The 19,130-nt window shown below is 70.3% G+C and carries 18 protein-coding genes; 8 read left to right on the top strand and 10 right to left on the bottom strand.

Annotated elements, in window-relative coordinates:
- Positions 1-2: 2 nt before the first annotated feature.
- Complete coding sequence (locus tag L3Q67_RS36785) at positions 3-1,217, bottom strand: MFS transporter (RefSeq protein WP_499186027.1); 1,215 nt, start codon at positions 1,215-1,217, stop codon at positions 3-5.
- 113 nt (positions 1,218-1,330) lie between these two features.
- Here L3Q67_RS36785 and L3Q67_RS36790 point away from each other — a divergent pair, with 113 nt between their 5' ends.
- Complete coding sequence (locus tag L3Q67_RS36790; protein WP_499186028.1) at positions 1,331-1,672, top strand: winged helix-turn-helix transcriptional regulator; 342 nt, start codon at positions 1,331-1,333, stop codon at positions 1,670-1,672.
- Positions 1,673-1,676: 4 nt separating this feature from the next.
- On the opposite strand, the gene L3Q67_RS36795 is transcribed toward L3Q67_RS36790, so the two are convergent.
- From L3Q67_RS36795 to L3Q67_RS36810, 4 genes are read right to left on the bottom strand one after another with little or no spacing between them, the layout of a single operon-like run.
- Positions 1,677-2,915 (bottom strand): serine/threonine-protein kinase, encoded by a 1,239-nt coding sequence (locus tag L3Q67_RS36795; protein ID WP_499186029.1) that lies wholly within the window; start codon positions 2,913-2,915, stop codon positions 1,677-1,679.
- Between the two features lie 54 nt (positions 2,916-2,969).
- Complete coding sequence (locus L3Q67_RS36800) at positions 2,970-4,898, bottom strand: enoyl-CoA hydratase (protein ID WP_499186030.1); 1,929 nt, start codon at positions 4,896-4,898, stop codon at positions 2,970-2,972.
- Entirely contained in the window at positions 4,895-7,762 is a 2,868-nt protein-coding gene (locus L3Q67_RS36805) for an FAD-binding and (Fe-S)-binding domain-containing protein (protein ID WP_499186031.1), read from the bottom strand. Before L3Q67_RS36805 ends, L3Q67_RS36800 begins: the two co-directional genes overlap by 4 nt.
- Entirely contained in the window at positions 7,762-8,928 is a 1,167-nt protein-coding gene (locus tag L3Q67_RS36810; RefSeq protein WP_499186032.1) for a pyridoxal-phosphate-dependent aminotransferase family protein, read from the bottom strand. The genes L3Q67_RS36805 and L3Q67_RS36810 overlap by 1 nt, the downstream gene beginning before the upstream one ends.
- A 198-nt stretch (positions 8,929-9,126) precedes the next feature.
- On the opposite strand from L3Q67_RS36810, the gene L3Q67_RS36815 reads away from it, so the two are divergent.
- The 3 genes from L3Q67_RS36815 to L3Q67_RS36825 are packed head-to-tail and all read left to right on the top strand — an operon-like array spanning position 9,127 to position 12,008.
- The gene (locus L3Q67_RS36815) at positions 9,127-10,440 is read left to right on the top strand and encodes an SLC13 family permease (RefSeq protein ID WP_499186033.1); all 1,314 of its coding nucleotides are present in this window, start codon (positions 9,127-9,129) and stop codon (positions 10,438-10,440) included.
- Between the two features lie 36 nt (positions 10,441-10,476).
- On the top strand, positions 10,477-11,643 hold the full coding sequence (locus tag L3Q67_RS36820; RefSeq protein ID WP_499186034.1) for an AAA family ATPase: 1,167 nt from the start codon (positions 10,477-10,479) through the stop codon (positions 11,641-11,643).
- Between the two features lie 14 nt (positions 11,644-11,657).
- Entirely contained in the window at positions 11,658-12,008 is a 351-nt protein-coding gene (locus L3Q67_RS36825; protein WP_499186035.1) for an MmcQ/YjbR family DNA-binding protein, read from the top strand.
- On the opposite strand, the gene L3Q67_RS36830 is transcribed toward L3Q67_RS36825, so the two are convergent.
- Positions 11,994-12,725, bottom strand: a complete 732-nt coding sequence (locus L3Q67_RS36830; protein WP_499186036.1) for a FadR/GntR family transcriptional regulator — start codon at positions 12,723-12,725, stop codon at positions 11,994-11,996. The genes L3Q67_RS36825 and L3Q67_RS36830 overlap by 15 nt on opposite strands.
- Before the next feature lie 92 nt (positions 12,726-12,817).
- Between L3Q67_RS36830 and L3Q67_RS36835 the strand changes: the two genes are divergently transcribed.
- Positions 12,818-13,483, top strand: a complete 666-nt coding sequence (locus L3Q67_RS36835) for a sterol desaturase family protein (RefSeq protein ID WP_499186037.1) — start codon at positions 12,818-12,820, stop codon at positions 13,481-13,483.
- A 62-nt stretch (positions 13,484-13,545) separates the two neighbouring features.
- Here L3Q67_RS36835 and L3Q67_RS36840 read toward each other — a convergent pair whose 3' ends face one another.
- Positions 13,546-13,974 carry a nuclear transport factor 2 family protein gene (locus L3Q67_RS36840; protein ID WP_499186038.1) on the bottom strand — a complete coding sequence of 143 codons (429 nt, stop codon included), beginning with the start codon at positions 13,972-13,974 and terminating at the stop codon, positions 13,546-13,548.
- A 177-nt stretch (positions 13,975-14,151) separates the two neighbouring features.
- Between L3Q67_RS36840 and L3Q67_RS36845 the strand changes: the two genes are divergently transcribed.
- Positions 14,152-14,967 carry a class I SAM-dependent methyltransferase gene (locus tag L3Q67_RS36845; RefSeq protein WP_499186039.1) on the top strand — a complete coding sequence of 272 codons (816 nt, stop codon included), beginning with the start codon at positions 14,152-14,154 and terminating at the stop codon, positions 14,965-14,967.
- Positions 14,968-15,183: 216 nt separating this feature from the next.
- Here L3Q67_RS36845 and L3Q67_RS36850 read toward each other — a convergent pair whose 3' ends face one another.
- Both L3Q67_RS36850 and L3Q67_RS36855 read right to left on the bottom strand, forming a co-directional pair.
- Positions 15,184-16,029, bottom strand: a complete 846-nt coding sequence (locus L3Q67_RS36850) for a MerR family transcriptional regulator (RefSeq protein WP_499186040.1) — start codon at positions 16,027-16,029, stop codon at positions 15,184-15,186.
- Positions 16,026-16,520 (bottom strand): VOC family protein, encoded by a 495-nt coding sequence (locus L3Q67_RS36855; RefSeq protein ID WP_499186041.1) that lies wholly within the window; start codon positions 16,518-16,520, stop codon positions 16,026-16,028. The genes L3Q67_RS36850 and L3Q67_RS36855 overlap by 4 nt, the downstream gene beginning before the upstream one ends.
- A 122-nt stretch (positions 16,521-16,642) precedes the next feature.
- On the opposite strand from L3Q67_RS36855, the gene L3Q67_RS36860 reads away from it, so the two are divergent.
- Entirely contained in the window at positions 16,643-17,293 is a 651-nt protein-coding gene (locus L3Q67_RS36860) for a formylglycine-generating enzyme family protein (RefSeq protein WP_499191727.1), read from the top strand.
- Positions 17,294-17,446: 153 nt separating this feature from the next.
- Complete coding sequence (locus L3Q67_RS36865) at positions 17,447-18,253, top strand: glycoside hydrolase family 16 protein (protein ID WP_499186042.1); 807 nt, start codon at positions 17,447-17,449, stop codon at positions 18,251-18,253.
- Here L3Q67_RS36865 and L3Q67_RS36870 read toward each other — a convergent pair whose 3' ends face one another.
- Positions 18,254-19,072 carry an excalibur calcium-binding domain-containing protein gene (locus L3Q67_RS36870; RefSeq protein ID WP_499186043.1) on the bottom strand — a complete coding sequence of 273 codons (819 nt, stop codon included), beginning with the start codon at positions 19,070-19,072 and terminating at the stop codon, positions 18,254-18,256.
- Positions 19,073-19,130: the final 58 nt, after the last annotated feature.

Consider the following 19,130-nt stretch of genomic DNA (forward strand, 5'->3'; position numbering starts at 1 on the left):
CGTCATTCCGGTGGCGAACCGGCGGACGCCTTCGTCGAAGCACTGCTGGACACTGCGGCCGAACTGGCGGTGGAACTGCGCCGTTCGCGCCGGAGTGCGAGCAGGGCCATGCCCAGCCCCGCCACCGTGAGCCCGGCGCCGACGAGGTAGAGCGAACCCAGACCGGGGCCGTCTTCGATTACCCAGCCGCCCAGCCAGCCCGCGAACGCCGAAGCCAACTGGAAGCCGGAGGCGTTGACCGCCACGGCCAGCGTGGGCGCGGCACCGGCGGTGGTCACCACGCGCGTCTGCATGCCGGGGATGATCGCGAAAGCCAGCAGCCCCAGCACGAACGTCAGCACCAGCGCGGCGGGGCGGTTCGCGCTCAACACCCAGAACGCCGCCAGCACCCCGGCGAGCACGGCGAGCAACGCGGCCACCGAACGCAGCAGCGCCTTGTCCGCCAGCCAGCCACCGAGGAAGTTGCCCGCGATCGCGCCCGCGCCGTAGATCAGCAGCAGCCACGGCACGGCTTCGGCGCCGAACCCGCTGAGCCCGGTGAGCAACGGGGTGATGTAGACGAAGACCGTGACCACGCCGAGGTTCCCGACGGCGGTCAGCAGGATCGCCCAGCGCAGCGCGGGATTGCCGAACACCCGCAGCTCACCGAAGACCGAGCCGGTGGCGGCGGCGGGCTGCGCGGGGACGAAGCGCAACACCAGCGGCAGGGCGATCAGCGGTATCGCGGCGACGGCGGCGAAGGTGGCCCGCCAGCCCAGGTTGTGCCCGACGAAGGTGCCCAGCGGCGTGCCCAGCACGATGCCGAGGTTCAGGCCCAGCGTCAGCTTCGCCACGGCGGCACCCTGCTTGCCCTCCTGGGCCAGCGACACCGCGATCGCGATGCCCACCGCGAAGAAGGTGGCCACCACCAGCCCGGAAACGAACCGGGAAAGCAGGACCAGGACGTAGCCGGGCGCCACCGCGGAGCCCAGGTTCCCGACCACGGCGACCAGGATCAGACCGGCGATCAGCGGTCTGCGGGCCACGCGCGCGGTCAGCACGGTGACCACCGGCCCGCCGACGATCATGCCCAGTGCGTAGGCGCTGACCAGCAGGCCGGCCGACGGGATGGACACCGACAGCCCGGCGGCCACGTCGGGCAGGATGCCGGCGATGACGAATTCGCCGGTGGTCAGGCCGAAAACGACCAGCATCAGGGAGAACAGGGAAAGGCGCATGGCTCAACTCGGTCCGGGATCGGGGGAATACGAACAACCCGATCGTGGTTTCCCCCTTACCGATGATCAAGTACCCACTAAATAGTGGGGTACTTACCGAAAGGTGTGTGCCGGTGCCCCAGTGCCAGAAGTTCGTCTCCGGACTCGACGCCGGCATCGACGTGGTGGGCGGCAAGTGGAAGGTGCTCATCCTGTGGGCGCTGGGCCAGCGCCCGAAGCGGTTCGGCGAGCTGAAACGGGAACTGGCCGGGGTCAGCGAGAAGATGCTGATCCAGCACCTGCGCGAACTCGAACGCGACGAGGTGGTGCACCGCGAAGTGCACCACGCCGTCCCGCCGAAGGTCGAATACTCGCTCACCGGCTCGGGCGCCACGCTCATCGAAGCGCTGCGCCCGCTCGGCGCCTGGGGTTGTGACCGCAAGGAACGCCTCGAAGAGATCCGCGGCGCGGGCTGAACCGTCAGGCTTTGCAGGTCACCGCGGGCAGCACCGGGTTGTCGTTGAGCACCCCGGCGATGAGCCCGAAGTTCGCGCTGCCGTCCGCCACCACCACGGAGTTCCAGTCCTCGCTGGTCACCGTGACGGTGTCGCCGTACTGGGAAAGCTCGCCGTGCCACAGGTTGTTGATGTTGTGCCCGTCCGGCTGGGACCAGCGCACGGTCCAGCCCTTCAGCGGCGCGGCGTCGAGGTTGCGCACGGTCACCACGCCCTCGTACCCGCCCGGCCACGAATTCGTCACCTCGAACCGTGCGTCGCATGCGCTGGGCGCTGCCGTGTGCACCGTGCCGACGACCTCCTCGCCGCCCGCCGCGTAGCCGACGAGCGCTCCCGCACCGGCCAGCGTGGCCGCGGCGAAGCCGGACACCACCCCGGCACGCAGCCTCGATCGGCGTCCCGGTGGCACGACCACCGGAGCGGGACGGCGGTCGGCGGACAGCTCGGCGTGCACCTGCGCCATCACCGGGCGGTCCGCCGGGTTCCGGCTCAGCATGCGCAGCAGGATCCCGGTGAGCGGCCCGCTGCGGCGCGGCGGATCGATCTCCCCGCCGACGATCCGCATCAGCATCGCCAGTGTGCTGCGCTCCTTGCCGTACGGCGGTTTGCCTTCCAGCGCCGCGTAAAGCGTGGCGCCCAAGGAGAACACGTCGGACGCCGGCGTGGCCTGCGCACCGCCGGCGACCTCCGGCGCGAGGTAGGCGGGCGTGCCCGCGATGAACCCCGCCGCGGTCACCGTCGCCTCGCCCGGCGCTCGCGAAATGCCGAAGTCGGCGATCTTCGCGTGCCCGCCGGCGCCGAGCAGGATGTTGCCCGGCGTGACATCGCGGTGCACGATGCCCAGTTCGTGTGCCGCCGCGAGGGCGGAGGCCACCTGCGCGCCCAGCCTCGCCACCCGCGCCGGTGGGAGGGTCCGCCCACCAAGGAGCAGTGCCGACAGGCTCGACGGCATGAACTCCATGATCAAATAGGTCCCGTCGCGGCTGTCCACGACGTCGTGCACGGTCACCGCGTGGGGGTGCCGCAGCCTGGCGGCGACGCGTGCCTCACGCATCGCCCGGGGATCGGCCATCCCCAGTTGCTTGACGGCGACCACCCGGCCCAGCCGCTCGTCCCTGGCGCGCCACACCGCGCCCATCGCACCTTCACCCGCACGGTCCGCCAGCCGGTAGCGCCCCGCGATCACCACTCCGCTGTCCGTCACGCGAGGCACACGGATGGGAAAGGGCAATAGTTCAAATCGATTTCAACCCGACTTTCAGCGACCGGACCAGTCCGGCCGTTCTCCGGCCAGGAAGGAGCGCACCCCGGTGGCGAAGTCCTCGCTGCCGAACACGGTGGAGACCACGTCCTCGTCCGGCACCAGCAGGCGGCGGCGCATCCGGCGGGCGATCTCCTTGGCCGCCCACTGGGTCAGCGGCGCGCCGCGGCGGAGGTCGCCGACCACCCGGTCCACCGCCTCCTCCAGTTCCTCCGGTGGCACGAGTTCGCTGAGCAGTCCCGCGCGTTCGGCCCCGGCCGCGTCCAGCAACCGCCCGCGCAGCAGAAGATCGAGTGCCGGTCCCGGGCCCGTGTGCTGGACCAGCAGGGAGATCGTGTTGGCGGACAAGCAGTTCCCGAGCGTCCTGGCGATCGGCACGCCGAACCGGGCGCCGGTGTCCGCCACCCGCAGATCGCAGGCGGCCACCAGCGCGAGCCCGGCGCCGGTGCACGCCCCGCGCACCACGGCCACGGTCGGTTTGCGCACCGCCTCCAGCCGGTCGACCACCCGCGCGATCGACGCCTCGTAGCCGACCCCGTCCTGGCCGGTGCGGAAGTCGGCGAACTGCCGGATGTCGGTGCCCGCGACGAACGCCTTGTCCCCCGCGCCCCGCAGCACCAGCACCCGCACGGCCGGATCGGCGTCCGCCCGTTCGCAGGCGGCGTGCAGCCCTTCGTACATCGCGAAGGTGAGGGCGTTGCGGGAATCCGGCCGGTTGAACGTCACCGTCAGGACGTCGTCATCCAGTTCGACGAGCAGGTCGTCACCGGCATCGGGAACGGCCGGGGGCGCGAACTCGGCGAGCACTTTCTCGGTGTGCTCGCCCAGATCCGGGCCCGCCGTATCCCGTCGCGCGGGCGTGCGGGAGAACCGCATCGGCGAGCCGACCTGCCGCACCCGCCCGGCGACCGGGTGCTCGGCGTCCCAGAAGAATCCGCGCTGGGTCAGGTGCTCGTCGGTGAACACCTCGCCGTAGTCCGAGATCGGGGCGCACGGCACCCCGGCGGCGGTCAGCGTGGCCACCAGCTCCGCCGTGGTGTGCTGCCGGGTGGTCCGCTCGATCTCCGGGATCAGTTCGCCGCGCAGCGCCAGCCGCGCGGAACTGCTTTCGTAGCGCGGATCTTCGAGCAGGTCCTCGCGGCCGAGCGCCTGGGTGAACGCGGCCCAGGTGTTCGGCGTGATCGCGCCGACGGTGACCCAGCCGTCCGCCGCCTCGACCGCCTGGTACGGCGCCTGCGACTGGTGCGCGGTGCCGTGGCGCTCCCCCACCTCGCCGGTGGCGAAGTACCGCCCGGCTTCCCAGACCGCGAGCGAAACGCCGGACTCCATCAGGGAAACGTCCACGTGCTGGCCCTCGCCGGTCCGGTCCCGGTGACGCAGGGCCGCGGTGACCGCGAGTGCCACGTACAGGCCGCAGGTCAGGTCGCAGACCGGCACCCCGACCTTCGCCGGTCCGGCGCCGGGATCGCCGGTGACCGACATCAGGCCCGAGCGCGCCTGCGCCATGATGTCCAGCCCCGGCTGGCCTGCCAGCGGACCGTCCTGGCCCCAGCCGGACGCCGAGGCGTAGACCAGTCCGGGGTTCGCCGCGAGCAGTTCGTCCGGTCCGAGGCCCAGCCGCCGCATCGCTCCCGGGCGCAGGTTCTCCACCACCACGTCCGCCGCGGTGGCCAGCCGGACGAACGCCGCCCGGCCCGCATCGGACTTCAGATCGAGTTCGACGGCTTCCTTGTTCCGGTTCAACCGCAGGAAGGTGCTGCTGACCCCGCCGACGAAGGGCCCGGTCGAGCGCACCGGGTCGTGTGCCTCCCGCGACTCGACCTTGATCACCCTGGCGCCCAGATCGGCCAGTTGCGCGGTGGCGAACGGCGCCGCCATGAACACGCCGACCTCGATCACGGTGACGCCGTGCAGCGGGCCGGTCATCGCGCTTGTCCGATCAGTTCCACAGGGTGCCAGGCCGTCCTGTTCGAGCCGTGGAAGATCTGCTGGCGACACGAAACCCCGGTGGCGGCGATGACGGTGTCCTCGGGCTCCGCGGCCAGAGCGGGGAACAGCCGGTCACCGCCGACCGTCATCGACATCCCGTAGTGCTCGGCCTCGAACCCGAACGACCCGGCCATGCCGCAGCACCCGGCGTCCAGTTCGACCACCTCGGCACCGGGGATGCGGCGCAGCAACTCAAGGGTCGCCGCGGTGCCGACCTCGGCCTTCTGGTGGCAGTGCCCGTGGTAGAGGATCCGGCGACCGGCAAGCCAGGAATCCTCGCGCAGCAACAACCTGCCGTCGTCGATCGCTTCGGTGAGCAGTTCCTCGACCTGCCGCACGCGCCCGGCGACCTCAGCGGCGGGCGCGTCCCCCGGGAACAGCGACAGGTGCTCGTCGCGCAAGGTGAACAGGCACGACGGCTCGCAGCCGACGATCGGGCCGCGCTGCCCGGCGAGCGCGGTGATCAGCTTGCGCGACTTCCGCTTCGCGTCGTCGACCAGTCCCTTGGACAGGCTCGACCGGCCACAGCAGCCACCGCCGGCCAGCCCGACCTCCCAGCCCGCGTGCTCCAGCAACCGGATCGCCGCCTGGCCGATGCCCGGTTCGGTGTAGGTGGTGAAGGAATCGGCGAGGAAGGTCAGCGGTCCCTGCCCACCGGTTCCGCCGAGGTCCCGGCTGCCGAACCACCGGACCAGGTTGCGGCGCGCGAACTTCGGCAACGGCCGGGCCGCGGTGATCCCCACCCGCCGTTCCATCAGCTTCCGCAGCGGGCCGATCCTGCCGGGCAGGTTCGACAGCGGCGCGGTCGCCGAGCCCAGCCGGTTCAGCGTCCTGATCGCGCCGAAGATCCGCGACCGCAGCGGCACCCCGTGCAGGTCGTGTTCGTGTGACAGGGTTTCCGTCTTCAGCGCGGCCATGTCCACACCCATCGGGCATTCGCTCTTGCACGCCTTGCACATCAGGCGCAGGTCGAGGATCTCGTGCAGCCGCTCGTCGCCCAGCGCGGCCTTCGGGTCCGGTTCGGACAATGCCCGCACCAGTGCGTTGGCCCGGCCGCGGGTGGAGTGCTCCTCGTCCTTGGTGGCGATGTAGGACGGGCACATCGCGCCGGGACTGCTCTTGCGGCACAGCCCGATGTTCATGCACCGGTCGGCGGCGCCGCGCATGCCGCCGACCACCTCGAAGTCCAGCCGCGTGCGCAACGCCGGGGCGGGCGGCAGCGAGCTGTCCCGCAGGTGGTCGGTCATCGGCGGGGCGTCGACGATCTTGCCCGGATTGAGCACCCCGTCCGGGTCGAACAGCGCCTTGACCCGCCGCATGGTCTCGTACAGCTCGTCGCCGAAGATCTCGCGGTTGAACTCCGACCGGGCCAGGCCGTCGCCGTGCTCGCTGGAGTTGACCCCGCCGTACTCGGCGACCAGGTCCTTGATCTTCTCCGCGACCGCGCGCATCGTCGCGACCTGCGCGGGGTCGGCGAGGTCGACGAACGGGCGGATGTGCAGGCAGCCCACCGAGCAGTGCCCGTAGAACCCGGCAGTCAGCCCGTGCTCGTCGAGGACCTCCTTGAACCGCCGGGTGTATTCGGGCAGGTACTTCGGCTCGACGGCGGTGTCCTCGACGAAGGCCAGCGGACGTTTGGTGCCTTCACTCGCCGCCATCAGCAGGCCGAGACTCGACTTGCGCACCTTCAGCAACGCGGTCTGCTGCGCCGGGGTGATCGCGCGCAAGGTGTGGTAGCCGTGCGAATTGCGCTGCCACAACGCGCTCAGCTCGTCGAGTTTGGCGATCAGCTCGGCCTCGTCGTCACCGGTGAACGAGACGAACAGCAGCGCGTCCGGATCGCCCTGCAGGATCGAGCCCAGCCCGGCGTACTCGATCTTCTGCCGGGACAGGTCCAGGATGGTCCGGTCCATCAGCTCGACCTGCGCGGGCGAGCAGGACAACGCGTCCTCGGTGGCCGCGATCGCGCCCGCGGTGGTGGTGAAGTGGCCGACCGCGTAGACCGTGCGGCGGGGCTTGGGCACCAGGTCCACCAGTGCCGCGGTCGTGATGGCCAGCGTGCCTTCCGCGCCCACCACGAACTTCGCCAAGTCGAAGGGCGTGTCCCCGAGCAGGCGGTCGAGCCGGTAGCCGCAGGCACGGCGCCAGAACGGCGGGAAGCCGGTTTCGATGGCTTCGCGGTTGTCCCGCACCAGTTCCGGCAGACCGGCGTGGATCCGGCCCTCCAAAGTGGACTGCCCGGCGCGGCGAGTGCGCTCAGCCTCGACCACCGGTTCGAACCGGGCCGTCGACCCGTCCGACAGCACCACATCGAGCGCGCGCACGTGGTCGATCGTCATGCCGAAGGTCAGCGAACCGCTGCCCGCGGAGTTGTTGCCGATCATGCCGCCGATGGTGGCGCGGTTGCTGGTCGAGGTGTCCGGCCCGAACATCAGGCCGTGCGCCGCGGCGGCCTGGTTCAGCTGGTCCTGCACCACGCCCGGCTCGACGAGTACGGTCCGCGCTTCGGGGTCGAGCGCCAGGATCCGGTTCATGTGGCGGGAAAAGTCGACCACCACGCCGGGGCCGACGGTCTGCCCGGCCAGGCTGGTGCCCGCGCCCCTCGGCACGATCGGCACGCCCGCGGCCCGCGCCGCCCGGACCACGGCCACCACGTCCCCGGTGTGCTTCGGGAACACCACCGCGCGGGGCGTGATCGAGTACATGCTCGCGTCCCGGGAGAACAGGTGCCGGGTGTACTCGTCGACCCGGACCTCGCCTTCGACGCCGTCCCGCAGCGCCTCTTCGAGCCCGGCCGTCATCACGACACCGAAAGGCGGTCGAGTGCGGCGTTGACCCCGTCGGGCCGGATCGGCACCCCGGAGAGCGCCAGCCCCATCTGCACGCCGGACAACGTGCCCGCCAGGCTGAGGTCGTTGAACGAGCCCAGGTGCCCGATCCGGAAGATCCGCCCGGCCAGCTTGCCCAGCCCGGCACCGAGCGACATGTCGAAGCGGTCCAGGATGAGCGCGCGGATCTTGTCCGCGTCATGGCCTTCGGGCACGAGCACCGCGGTCAGCGCCGCGGAGTGCTCACGCTCGTCCGCGCACAACACCTCCAGTCCCCACCCGGCCACCGCCGCACGCGTGGCTTCGGCGTGCCGGCTGTGCCGGGCGAAGACATTGGGCAGGCCCTCTTCGTCCAGCAACCGCAACGCTTCCCGCAGTCCGTAGAGCAGGTTGGTCGCCGGGGTGTAGGGGAAGTAGCCGCGTTCAGCCGCCGCGAGCATCGGCCGCCAGTCCCAAAAGGACCGTGGCAGCTTCGCGTTCTCCGCTGCGGCAAGGGCTTTGTCACCGATGGCGTTGAAGCTCAGTCCGGGCGGCAGCATCAAGCCCTTCTGCGACCCGGCGACCGTGACGTCGACACCCCATTCGTCGTGCCGGTAGTCGATCGAGCCGAGCGAGGAAATGGTGTCCACGAGCAGCAACGCCGGGTGGTCCGCGGCGTCGATCGCCGCCCGGATCTCGGCGATCCGGCTGGTGACCCCGGTGGAGGTTTCGTTGTGCACCACGCAAACCGCTTTGATCTCGTGCGCGGAGTCCCGGCCGAGCCGGTCGGCCACCCGCGCCGGATCGACGCCGTGGCGCCAGTCCCCCGGCACGAAGTCGACGGTGAGCCCGAGCTTGCCCGCCATCTCCTGCCACAGCGTGGCGAAGTGCCCGGTTTCGAAGCAGAGCACGCGATCGCCGGGGCTGAGGGTGTTGACCAGCGCGGCTTCCCAGGCGCCGGTGCCCGAAGCCGGGTAGATCACCACCGGCCGCGTGGTGCCGAACACCGGCTTCAGGCCGGCCAGAACCGACCGGCCGAGTTCGCCGAACTCCGGTCCTCTGTGGTCGATGGTCGGCGCGGCCATGGCCCGCAGCACCGAATCGGGCACGTTGGTCGGGCCGGGGATCTGCAGGAAGTGCCTGCCGCCCGCGTAACTCATGGCAGTCCTCTCGCCCGTGTCCGCAATACGGAATCCTGTTACCGCCAGGTGAACTGTAGCCCGCCGCGGCCAGTGGGTCGAGTGGACGGTTCAACCCTTGACGACCTGTGTGACCCCGGCCATACTCGCACTCAACGGAAGCACGATTCCGTAATGCGGAACCCGACCCGGATGTCATCGCCGACCCTGGGAGTACGCATGTCGGTGCAAATCATCATGATCGCCACGCTGGTGGCGGTGTTCCTGATCGCCACCGTGCTCCCGGTGCACATGGGCGCGCTCGCCTTCGTCGCCGCGTTCGCGGTGGGCACGCTGGTGCTCGGCGAGTCCAGCGACGACATCGTCGGCGGCTTCCCCGGCGACCTGTTCGTCATCCTGGTCGGGGTCACCTACCTCTTCGCCATCGCCACCAACAACGGCACCGTCACCTGGCTGGTGCACCAGGCCGTGCGCGTGGTGCGGGGCCGGATCGCACTGGTGCCGTGGATGATGTTCCTGGTGACCGGAGCGCTGACCGCGGTCGGCGCGGTGGTGCCCGCGGCGGTCGCGATCATCGCGCCGATCGGCATGGGATTCGCGCTGCGCTACCGGATCAACCCGGCGCTGATGGGCTTGTTCATCATCAACGGCGCCAGCGCGGGCGGTTTCTCGCCGATGAGCATCTTCGGCGGCATCGTCAACGGCGTGGTCACGCGGAACAACCTGCCGGGCAACCCGGTGCTGCTGTTCGTCAGCTCGTTCGTCTTCAACGTGGCGCTGAGCGTGGTGGTGTTCTTCCTCTTCGGCGGGCGCAAGCTGCTGGCCCGCGGCCGGGAACCGGTGGCGGAACTGGCCGCGGTCGGCGGCCGGACCGAAGGTGACGACCCAGCCCCGGTCAGCGGCGGCACGGATTCCACCGACGCCGGCCCCGGCGACTCGGAGAAGCTCACCCTGGACCGCGCGCTCACCCTCGCCGGCCTGCTCGGGCTCACCATCGGCGTGCTGTTCTTCGACCTGGACGTGGGCTTCACCGCGATCAGCGTGGCCGTGCTGCTTTCACTGGTGTCGCCGAAGAGCGCCAAGGGCGCGGTCTCGCAGGTCGCCTGGCCGACCGTGCTGCTGATCTGCGGCATCGTCACCTTCGTCAGCATGATGGAACGGGCGGGCACCATCACCTTCCTCGGTGACCAGGTGGCGGGCATCGGCGTGCCGCTGCTGGCCGCCGCGATCATCTGCCTGATCGGCGCCGCGGTCTCCGCTTTCGCTTCCACCACCGGGATCCTCGGTGCGTTGATCCCCCTCGCCGTGCCCTTCCTGCTGGCCGGGGAGGTGGGCGCGGTCGGCCTGATCATCGCGCTGTCGATCTCGTCCTCGGTGGTCGACTCGAGCCCGTTCTCCACCAGTGGCGCGCTCGTGGTCGCCAACGCCACGGAGGAGACCAGGGAAGAGGTCTTCGGCAAGCTCATGCGCTGGGGCTTCAGCATGGTGCTGGTCGCCCCGGCGGTCAGCTGGCTCGTCTTCGTGGTGTTGTGACGCGAATCTGTCGGTGCCGCGGGTTAGCGTGTGCGGGTGCTGACCACCTTGGCCGTCGAGAACTACCGGTCGCTGCGAGATCTGGTGCTGCCGCTGTCCCGGTTGACCGTGGTCACCGGGGCCAACGGCAGCGGTAAGTCCAGTTTGTACCGTGCGCTGCGCCTGCTCGCCGACGCGGCGCGCAATGGTGCCGTGGCGGCGCTGGCGCGCGAGGGTGGACTGCCGTCGACCTTGTGGGCCGGACCCGAGGTGCACGGCAGAGCCGTCCGCGAGGGTCGCTCGCCGGTGCAGGGCACGCGCCGCGACAAAGCTGTCGGGCTGCGGCTCGGCTTCGCCGGGGACGAATTCGGCTACGCGCTCGACCTCGGCCTGCCGGTGCCCGGCGAGACGGCGTTCAACCTCGACCCGGAGTTCAAGCGCGAAGCCGTCTGGCACGGTCCGGTGCTCCGCACGGCCACGCTGCTCGCCGATCGTGCCGGGCCGATGGTGCGCACACGTGATCAGACCGGCGCCTGGGCCGAGGACAGGCACCGCATCGGGCTGACCGACAGCATGCTCAGCGAGTTCGCCGATCCCCGTGCCTGCCCCGAATTGCTGGTGGTGCGCGAGCGCATCCGGTCGTGGCGCTTCTACGACCACTTCCGCACCGACGCCGGCGCTCCGGCGCGGCAGCCGCGCATCGGCACGCGGACGCCGGTGCTCGACCACGACGGCGGCGACCTCGCCGCCGCGCTGCGCACCATCCAGGAGTCCGGTGACGCCGACGCGCTGGCCACCGCGATCGACGACGCGTTCCCGGGCTCGGAGCTGACCGTGGCCAACACCGACGGTCGGTTCGAGGTGCGCTTCCACCAGGACGGCCTGCTGCGCCCGCTCAGCGCCGCCGAACTGTCCGACGGCACGCTGCGCTACCTGCTCTGGGTGGCCGCGCTGCTCAGCCCGCGGCCGCCGGAACTGCTGGTGCTCAACGAACCCGAGACCAGCCTGCACCCCGAACTGCTGCCCGCGCTGGCCGCGTTGATCGCCATCGCCGCGAAGAAGGCGCAGATCGTGGTCGTCTCGCACGCCCAGCCGCTGGTTCGGGCCCTGGAACAGATTTCCGGCGAAGCGGCTTCGCTCGAACTCGAGAAGGAACTCGGTGCCACGATCCTGTCCGGGCAGGGCAGGCTGGACCGCCCTTCCTGGTACTGGCCGAAGCGTTGACGAGAGGAGGAGTCGTGGGACCGCGAGAAGTGAGCGCGCACGCGCTGTCGTTGCCCGCCGCGGTGGAGGACCACCCGTTCGGCCCGGAGATCGACGTCTACAAGATCGAGGGCCGGATCTTCGCCTTGCTGTCCACAATGGACGGCACGCCGTGCGTGTCGCTCAAGTGCGACCCCGAACTCGCCCTGCACCTGCGGCACGAGCACTCGGCTATCAAGCCCGGCTACCACCTGAACAAGCGCCACTGGAACACCGTGCTGCTCGACGGCTCGGTGCCGGACGACGAGGTGCTCGATCTGGTCGATCACTCCTACGAACGCGTGGTCGCCGGGCTGCCGAAGGCGGTGCGCCTACGACTCGGCTGAGGCGTCCAGCCGGCGAAGCACTTCGTCCATCTCGGAAGTGGCCAGCTGCAACAACTCCGCCGCGCTTCGCTTCGCCAGCGCCGGTTCCCCGGCCACGATGGCGTCGGTGACCTCGCGGTAGTGCCCGGCACGGCCGACTTCGGCGCCGAGCACGTTGGCGAGCGCGTCCAGCGCGGGTTCGTAGGCGGCGCGCAGGTTGTTGAACATCAACCGGAACACGATCGAGTCGGCGCCGTCGACCACGTGTCCCCAGAACTCCAGCGCGTGCCGCTGCTGCGAGACCGGGTCGTCGGTGCTCGTCAGCGACGAAATCGTTGCGCGCAACGGGGTTTCCAGCCGCGCCCCGGCCCGGTCGGCGGCCAGCGCGGCGACCTCCTGCCCCACCGTCAGCCGCGCCTCCATGATGCTGCGGACCACACCCGTGTCGAGTCGTCCCGCGCGGATCAGCAAGCGCGGCAACAGGTCCAGGCCCGCGTGGTGGCGGAAATCGCGCACCGTGGTGGCGCCGCCCTGACGCACCTCGACCAGTCCCGTCTGCGCGAGCCGCTGCAACGCCTCCCGGACCGCCGGACGCGAAACCCCGAGCACCTCGGCGAGCTGACGCTCCGCGGGCAGGCTGGCGCCGGGGGCGAGCTCGCCGTCGACCACCCCGTCCAGCAGCTGCTGGAACACCTCGTCGGGCACCGAGCGGCGCTCCACCCGTCTGAACGCGGTCATGCGGTCACCTTAGCGGATGCGAACTGGTCATACCACTTGACCACTGACCACGATGCGACCTACCTTCGAGGCCCGCCGACGAGGAGGTCGTCATGCCCCGTGAACCGCTCTCCCTTGCCGACGCCGCCCGGGTGTTCCGGACCCGGCCGTCGCCGTGGATGATCGGGGCGCTGCTGGTCGCCGCGGCCGTCACACGCGTGCTGCTCGGCGATTGGCGATTGAGCGATCTGTTCGTCCCGGCGCTCATGCTCGCGGTGTTCCCGCTGTTCGAGTGGGTCGTACACGTGAGCGTGCTGCACTGGCGGCCACGCCGGATCGGCCGATTCACCATCGACTCGCTGCTCGCCCGCAAACACCGCGAGCACCACGGCGATCCGCGTGACGTGCCGCTGATCTTCATCCCGTGGCAGACCCTGCTCTGGCTGCTGCCCGCGGTTACCGCGATCGGCCTGTTCGCCTTCCCGCGCCTGGAAACCGGGCTGACCTTCCTGACGTGTCTCGGCTTGCTCGGGCTCGGCTACGAGTGGACCCACTACTTGGTGCACAGCGATTACCGGCCGCGCACCCGGCTCTACCGCGCGATCTGGCGTAACCACCGGCTGCACCACTTCAAGAACGAGCACTACTGGTTCACCGTGACCACCTCGGGCACCGCCGACCGAGTGCTCGGCACATACCCGGACCCGGCCGACCTCCCCAACTCCCCCACCGCGAAAGCCCTGCACGCCGACCCAGCTTGTCCCCAGTCAATGCTATGAGTGGGGCATTACTAGCGTTGAATGCAAGTAATGCCCCACTCATAGCATTCGGCCCCGGCCGGTCAGCCCGTCTCGCACGCCCGCGCGATGGCCGCGGTGTCCCAGTAGAACGGACGGACTTCGGTGATTCGGCCGTCCTCGACGGTGATCGTCTGCAGGATCAGGAACTCGAGTTCGCGGCCGGTGTCCCTGGCCCGCGCCCGCACCCTGGTCCGGACGACGAGCGGACTGGTGGTCGCCAGGTAGTCCTGCTCGACCAGGTCGAAGCTGGCCCAGGTCCGGCCCATGGCCTCGAAGAACCGCGCCATTCCATCGTGCCCGCGCCAGATTCCACCGTAGGGCAGGGCGTCGGCCTGGTGGAGGACCACGTCTTCGGCGAAGAACGGGGCCAGCGGCGCGAACGAGCCCTGCCCGGCGGCGAGGTACTCGGCCTCCGCCGCGTACATGCCTTCGAGCACGGAAACCGGGTCTGTGGTGGACGAAGTCGTCATACCGACCACTCTGGCGCGCGGCCCATCCCCGGCGCTGGCGGGAATCCGTCCTCGCGGACTTCGCGCGGCCGGCCTATTGACGCCCCGCCAGCTGAGGGTGCCGAAGCTGTGACAGGATGTGCGCGAGTGACTATCCTGGGTGCGTTTCCGATCAGCGGTGAGGAGAGCGATCACCACATGCCTGCCGAGTCGACCGATACCGAAGTCGTCATCCTGGACGACGGGGTGCCGACCGCCGCCCGCGTCTACGACGTGATGCTCGACGGCAAGGACCACTACGAGATCGACCGCCAGGTCGCGCACGCCAGTCTCGCGGTGATGCCCGAGCTCAAGGAGATCGCGGCGCACAACCGGGCGATGCTGCACCGGGTGGTCACCCACCTGGCCGCCGAAAAGGGCATCACCCAGTTCCTCGACCTCGGCTCCGGCCTGCCGACCGCGCGCAACACCCACGAGGTCGCGCAGCAGGTCAACCCGGACGCCAAGGTGGTCTACGTCGACATCGACCCGATCGTGCTGGCGCACGGCCGGGCGCTGCTGCAGGACAACGACAACACCCGCGTGGTGACCGCCGACCTGCGCAAGCCCCAGGAGGTGCTGGCGCACCCCGAGGTCGTCTCGATGATCGACTTCTCGAAGCCGGTCTGCGTGATGCTGGTGGGCATCCTGCACCACCTGCTCGACGAGGAGGACCCGGCGGGCATCGTGCGCACGCTGCGCGACGCGGCCGCCTCCGGCTCGTACTTCTTCATCACCAACTTCACCCGGCTCAGCGATTCCCCGGAGAGCGCGGAGCTGGAGCAGGTGCTGCTCTCGCAGCTGGGCACCGGCCGCGTGCGCACCCCGGCCGAGCTGGCCGCCTACTTCGACGGTCTCGAACTGCTCCCGCCGGGCATCGTGCCGCTGCCGCTGTGGCGCCCGGAGACCATCGTCACCGACGCCACCACCATCGGCGTCCGGTTCATGACCGGGGGCGTGGCCCGCAAGAACTGAGGAACTGCTGGACCCGCCAGTGGGGTTCGGCGGGTCCAGCAGCGAGCGCGACCGGAGACCAGTGCCCGGGCTAGGAGGCCTCGGACGCACTGCCCACATTATTCACCGACGGCGCGTTCCGCGACCACGGCTCCGGCTCATCGCGGTTTCCCCAGGTAGAGCGGGTGCGTCAGGTAAGCGAGCGGTCGCGGAGGTCTGGACCAGCTGGCTCCGGGGTCACTCCCACACCGCGGTCTCCGGGTCGATCCCGTGTGCTTCGGCGTTCGCGAAGATCACCTCGCGCAGCCAGCACGCCAGCCCCGGGGTGAAACCGTCGTAGTAGGACCGGAACCCCGGGTCCGTGGCGAACGTGCGGCCGAGGCAGGCGTGCATCGAATGCGTGCAGTCGAAGTACTCCGACTGCATCGCGCGATGCCGTTCCGCCAGCACGTTCGCCGCTTCCGATCCGGGCGCGACCCCGGCCTGGCAGGCCGCCGCGAGATCGGCGTGCAGCTCGTCGGCCGTGGCCACGAGCTCCTTCCAGTCCTCCGGAGTCCGCTCGGCGGCCCGCTCGGCGTACTGCGCCCACTGCGGGCTCTCGCCCCACTTCTCCTCGGCGTCCTCCACCCAGGACAGCTGCCAGTGGTCGCCGAAGATCTCGACCTGTTCTTCGGCGCTCAACCGCATGCCGACCTTCGAGGCCGCCATCATCCGGTCCACCGAGCCGACCATCCGCTGTAGCCGCTCGATGCGCTCCACCAGTTCTTCCCGCTGCCGGCGCAGGTGGTCCTGTGCGTCGGTGCGCGGGTCGTCCAGGATGCGGCCGATCTCGGCGAGCGGGAAGCCGATCTCCCGGTAGACCAGCACCCGGTGGATCCGGGCGACGTCGTCCGCCGAGTACACCCGGTACCCGGCCCAGGTCCGCCCGCTCGGCCGCACCAGGCCGATGCCGTCCCAGTGGTGCAGGGTCTTGACGCTGACCCCGACCAGCGCGGCCGCCCGGCCCACGGTCAGTCCGCCGGGGCCGGGCGGTGCGGGATCCATCACCAGCCCAGTGTCGCGCACCGGGTTCGCGGTGCTCATCCGCGGGGGATGTCGATCCCCAGCTCCCGCAGGTTGTCGGCCACGGGGCTGTCCGGATCGATCCGGCGGGCGGCGGTCATCACCACGCGGGCGTTCTCCGGGGTGATCACGGTCAGCTCGACCGAGTTCCACGGCTGCTCCACCGGGGCGGCGGTGCTGCCGGGCCGGAGTTCCTCGCAGCGCGCGGCGATCGGCTCGATCTCGTCGAGCACGCAGGAGAAGCTGGTGCTCATCAAGGTGGGCTCGGGCATCGGCTCCCCCGGCACCAGGAGCACGTCCTGGAAGGCCCACCGCCGCAGGTGGACCACCTGGTTCTGCGGGGCGGAGAAGAGGTCGATGAAGCCGAGGCCGCGGATCCAGAAATCCTTGGATTCCTCGACGTCGGCGGTGGGCAGGATGACGAACATCGGCATGCCGTAGAACTCCCGATAGGGCTCGGGCGCGGTCACACCGGGGCCGGGCATCGGGACGGGGCTCTTGAACTCGCTCATGCTGATCAGCCTCAAGGCTCCTGCGGGGTCAGGGTCAAGCCGGAATGCGGCCACCGCCGATCGCCCGGTACTTCCGGGGAGCTCTGAGGCTCACCGCGCTAGAGTCGCCGCCCGTGGAACCGATGATCGCGATCCCGCCGGGCCGGGTGACCCTGGCCGACCGCCGGACCCAGCGCAGCTGGCCGGTGGCGCTGGAGGCCTACCGCATCTCGGCGGTCCCGGTCACGCAGGAGCTGTACGCGGCGGTGACCGGCAAGCGGCCGAGCGCCGCCACCGGTGACCAGCTGCCGGTGGAGAGCGTGTCGTGGCTGGACGCGGTCGGGTTCTGCAACGCGTTGTCCGAACGGGAGGGGCTGACCCCGGTCTACCGCCTCGAAGCGGACGCCGAGGACGTCGAGTGGGACACCACCGCCGACGGCTACCGCCTGCCCACCGAGGCCGAGTGGGAGCACGCCTGCCGCGCGGGCAGCACCGAGGCGCGGTACGGCCCGATCGACCAGATCGCCTGGTACCGCGGCAATTCCGAGGAACGCGTGCACGAGGTCGGCGGCAAGCGCCCGAACGCCTGGGGTCTCCACGACACGCTGGGCAACGTGTGGGAATGGTGCTGGGACGTCTACGACGCGGAGGTCTACGGCACCTACCGGGTGCTCCGCGGCGGCGGCTGGTTCGACGAGCACTGGAGCTGCCGCGCCTCGGTCCGGCGCCGCAGCCACCCGACCTTCACCGTCGACGACGTCGGCTTCCGGCTCGCGCGGTCCCCAACGCTATAAGGAGGTGGCGGACCGCCGTCCGGGCCGAGGTGGATCCGGCGGGGATCGCGACTTTGTGAGCGCTAACACCTGACCGGCGGATTGCGGCCCCGCTCCGGTCGGGACCAGGCTGAAAGCGCTTTCCACCTGCCCGATCGACAGAGAGGTCGAATCATGGCAACGGACAGACGCCGCTTCCTCATCGCCGGTTCCGCCGGTCTGCTCGGCCTGGCGGCCGGCGGTCTCCGCCCGGCCGCGGCCGCCACCTGGGAAACCGTGTTGAGCGGCAGCTTCTCCGGTTATCCGGCGCTGGAATCGGCGTGGCACTACCGGTACCCGTGGGGTTCGGACCACAACGGCACCGCCCGCATGTACGGCAGCGCGTCCGACCACAACCACGTGTACCTCGAAGGTTCCGGCGTGCTGGTGCTCAAGGCGAGCCGGATCAACTGGGACGAGGGCACCAGCAGCAAGGACCCGTACCTGCCGATCCACTACCACTCCGGCACGCTGCACGCGAAGCAGCAGGTGGTCGTCAGCGACCAGTTCCCGCAGTGGGAGGTCCGGGGCGAGTTCCAGGCGCCCTCGGCGCGCGGCACCTGGCCCGCGTTCTGGCTGACCGGCGCCACCAGCTGGCCGCCGGAAAGCGACATCCTCGAATACAAGGGCGACGCGCGGAACTGGTTCAACACCTACAAGAACGCCAGCGGCGGCTGGTCCAGCACGGTCGTCAACGTGAGTAATCCGGGCTCCTGGCACGGTTACCGCGCCTGGATCGCGAAGGTCAGCGCCACCGACGCCGACATCCACTACTACCTCGACGGCAACTGGGTCGGCCAGCACCGCGCCGCGAACTTCGTGAACAAGCCGATGTGGCTCATCCTGAACCTGCAAATGGAGGGCTCGTCCGGGTCGCCGGGGCCGTCCGGCGACACCTACTACCGGGCGCGCAACGTCTACATCGGCCGCTCGCGCGCCTGATCACTCGCAGGCGATGCCGTCCTTGTCGCGATCGAGCTTCAGGCTGTACCCCGGGTCGCCCGCGCTGAGCGGGGCGGCCCCGGCGGCACGGGCGGCGTCGCAGTTCTTGTAGTAAGCAGCGGCCGGTTCGGGCTCTTCGACCGGGATCGTGGTCTGGGGCGGGACGGCCTGCTTGGTCGGCGCGGGGACGGGAGCGGGGGCGGGCTGCGGCACGGCGGCCTGCTTCGGCGCGCTGGTGATCACCCCACCGCACGGCTGCGCCCACAGCCCGAGCCCGGCAGCCTTGGCAGCCGCTTCGGCCGTCCGGAGCCCGGCCGCCGCGGTGCCGAGCGCGGCGTCGGCGACGAACTTCGCCTGGCCGGTCTGCAGCGTCTGGGTCACGTAGTCGGTGCCGTCCGCGAACACCAAGGACACCACCGTCCGCTGGGCCTCGTCGACCACGGCCACCACTTCCTTGCCGGACAGCGCCAGGCTGGCCCACTGGTAGGCCTCGTCGCGGAAGCAGCTGTCGCCGGTCGGCGGCGGGGTCTCGATGCCGAGGATGCGTGCCGAGATCGTCCCGGCGGGTCCGGTCAGCTCGACGGTGTCGCCGTTCTCGATCCCGGCGACCACGTACTCCGCGGGCTGCGGCACCTTGCTCGCCGGCGCGGAGATGGTGGTCGTCGGCGCCGCGGCCGGTGGCGTCGGCTGCTCGGGTGCGGATTTCCCGAAGATGAGCGCGAGGACGAACAACACCCCGAATACCGAAAGCGTGATTTTGAGCCATTTCGGCATGCGCTTCATCGGCGACTGGGGAAGGCCGGGTTTCGTGGTACTCATGGCGATCGTTCCTCGCGTCCGGGCGCTGTTCCTACGCTCGGTTACCTCGTCCGCCGAC

Source organism: Saccharothrix sp. AJ9571 (genome assembly GCF_021725495.1).
GTDB lineage: Bacteria > Actinomycetota > Actinomycetes > Mycobacteriales > Pseudonocardiaceae > Amycolatopsis > Amycolatopsis magusensis.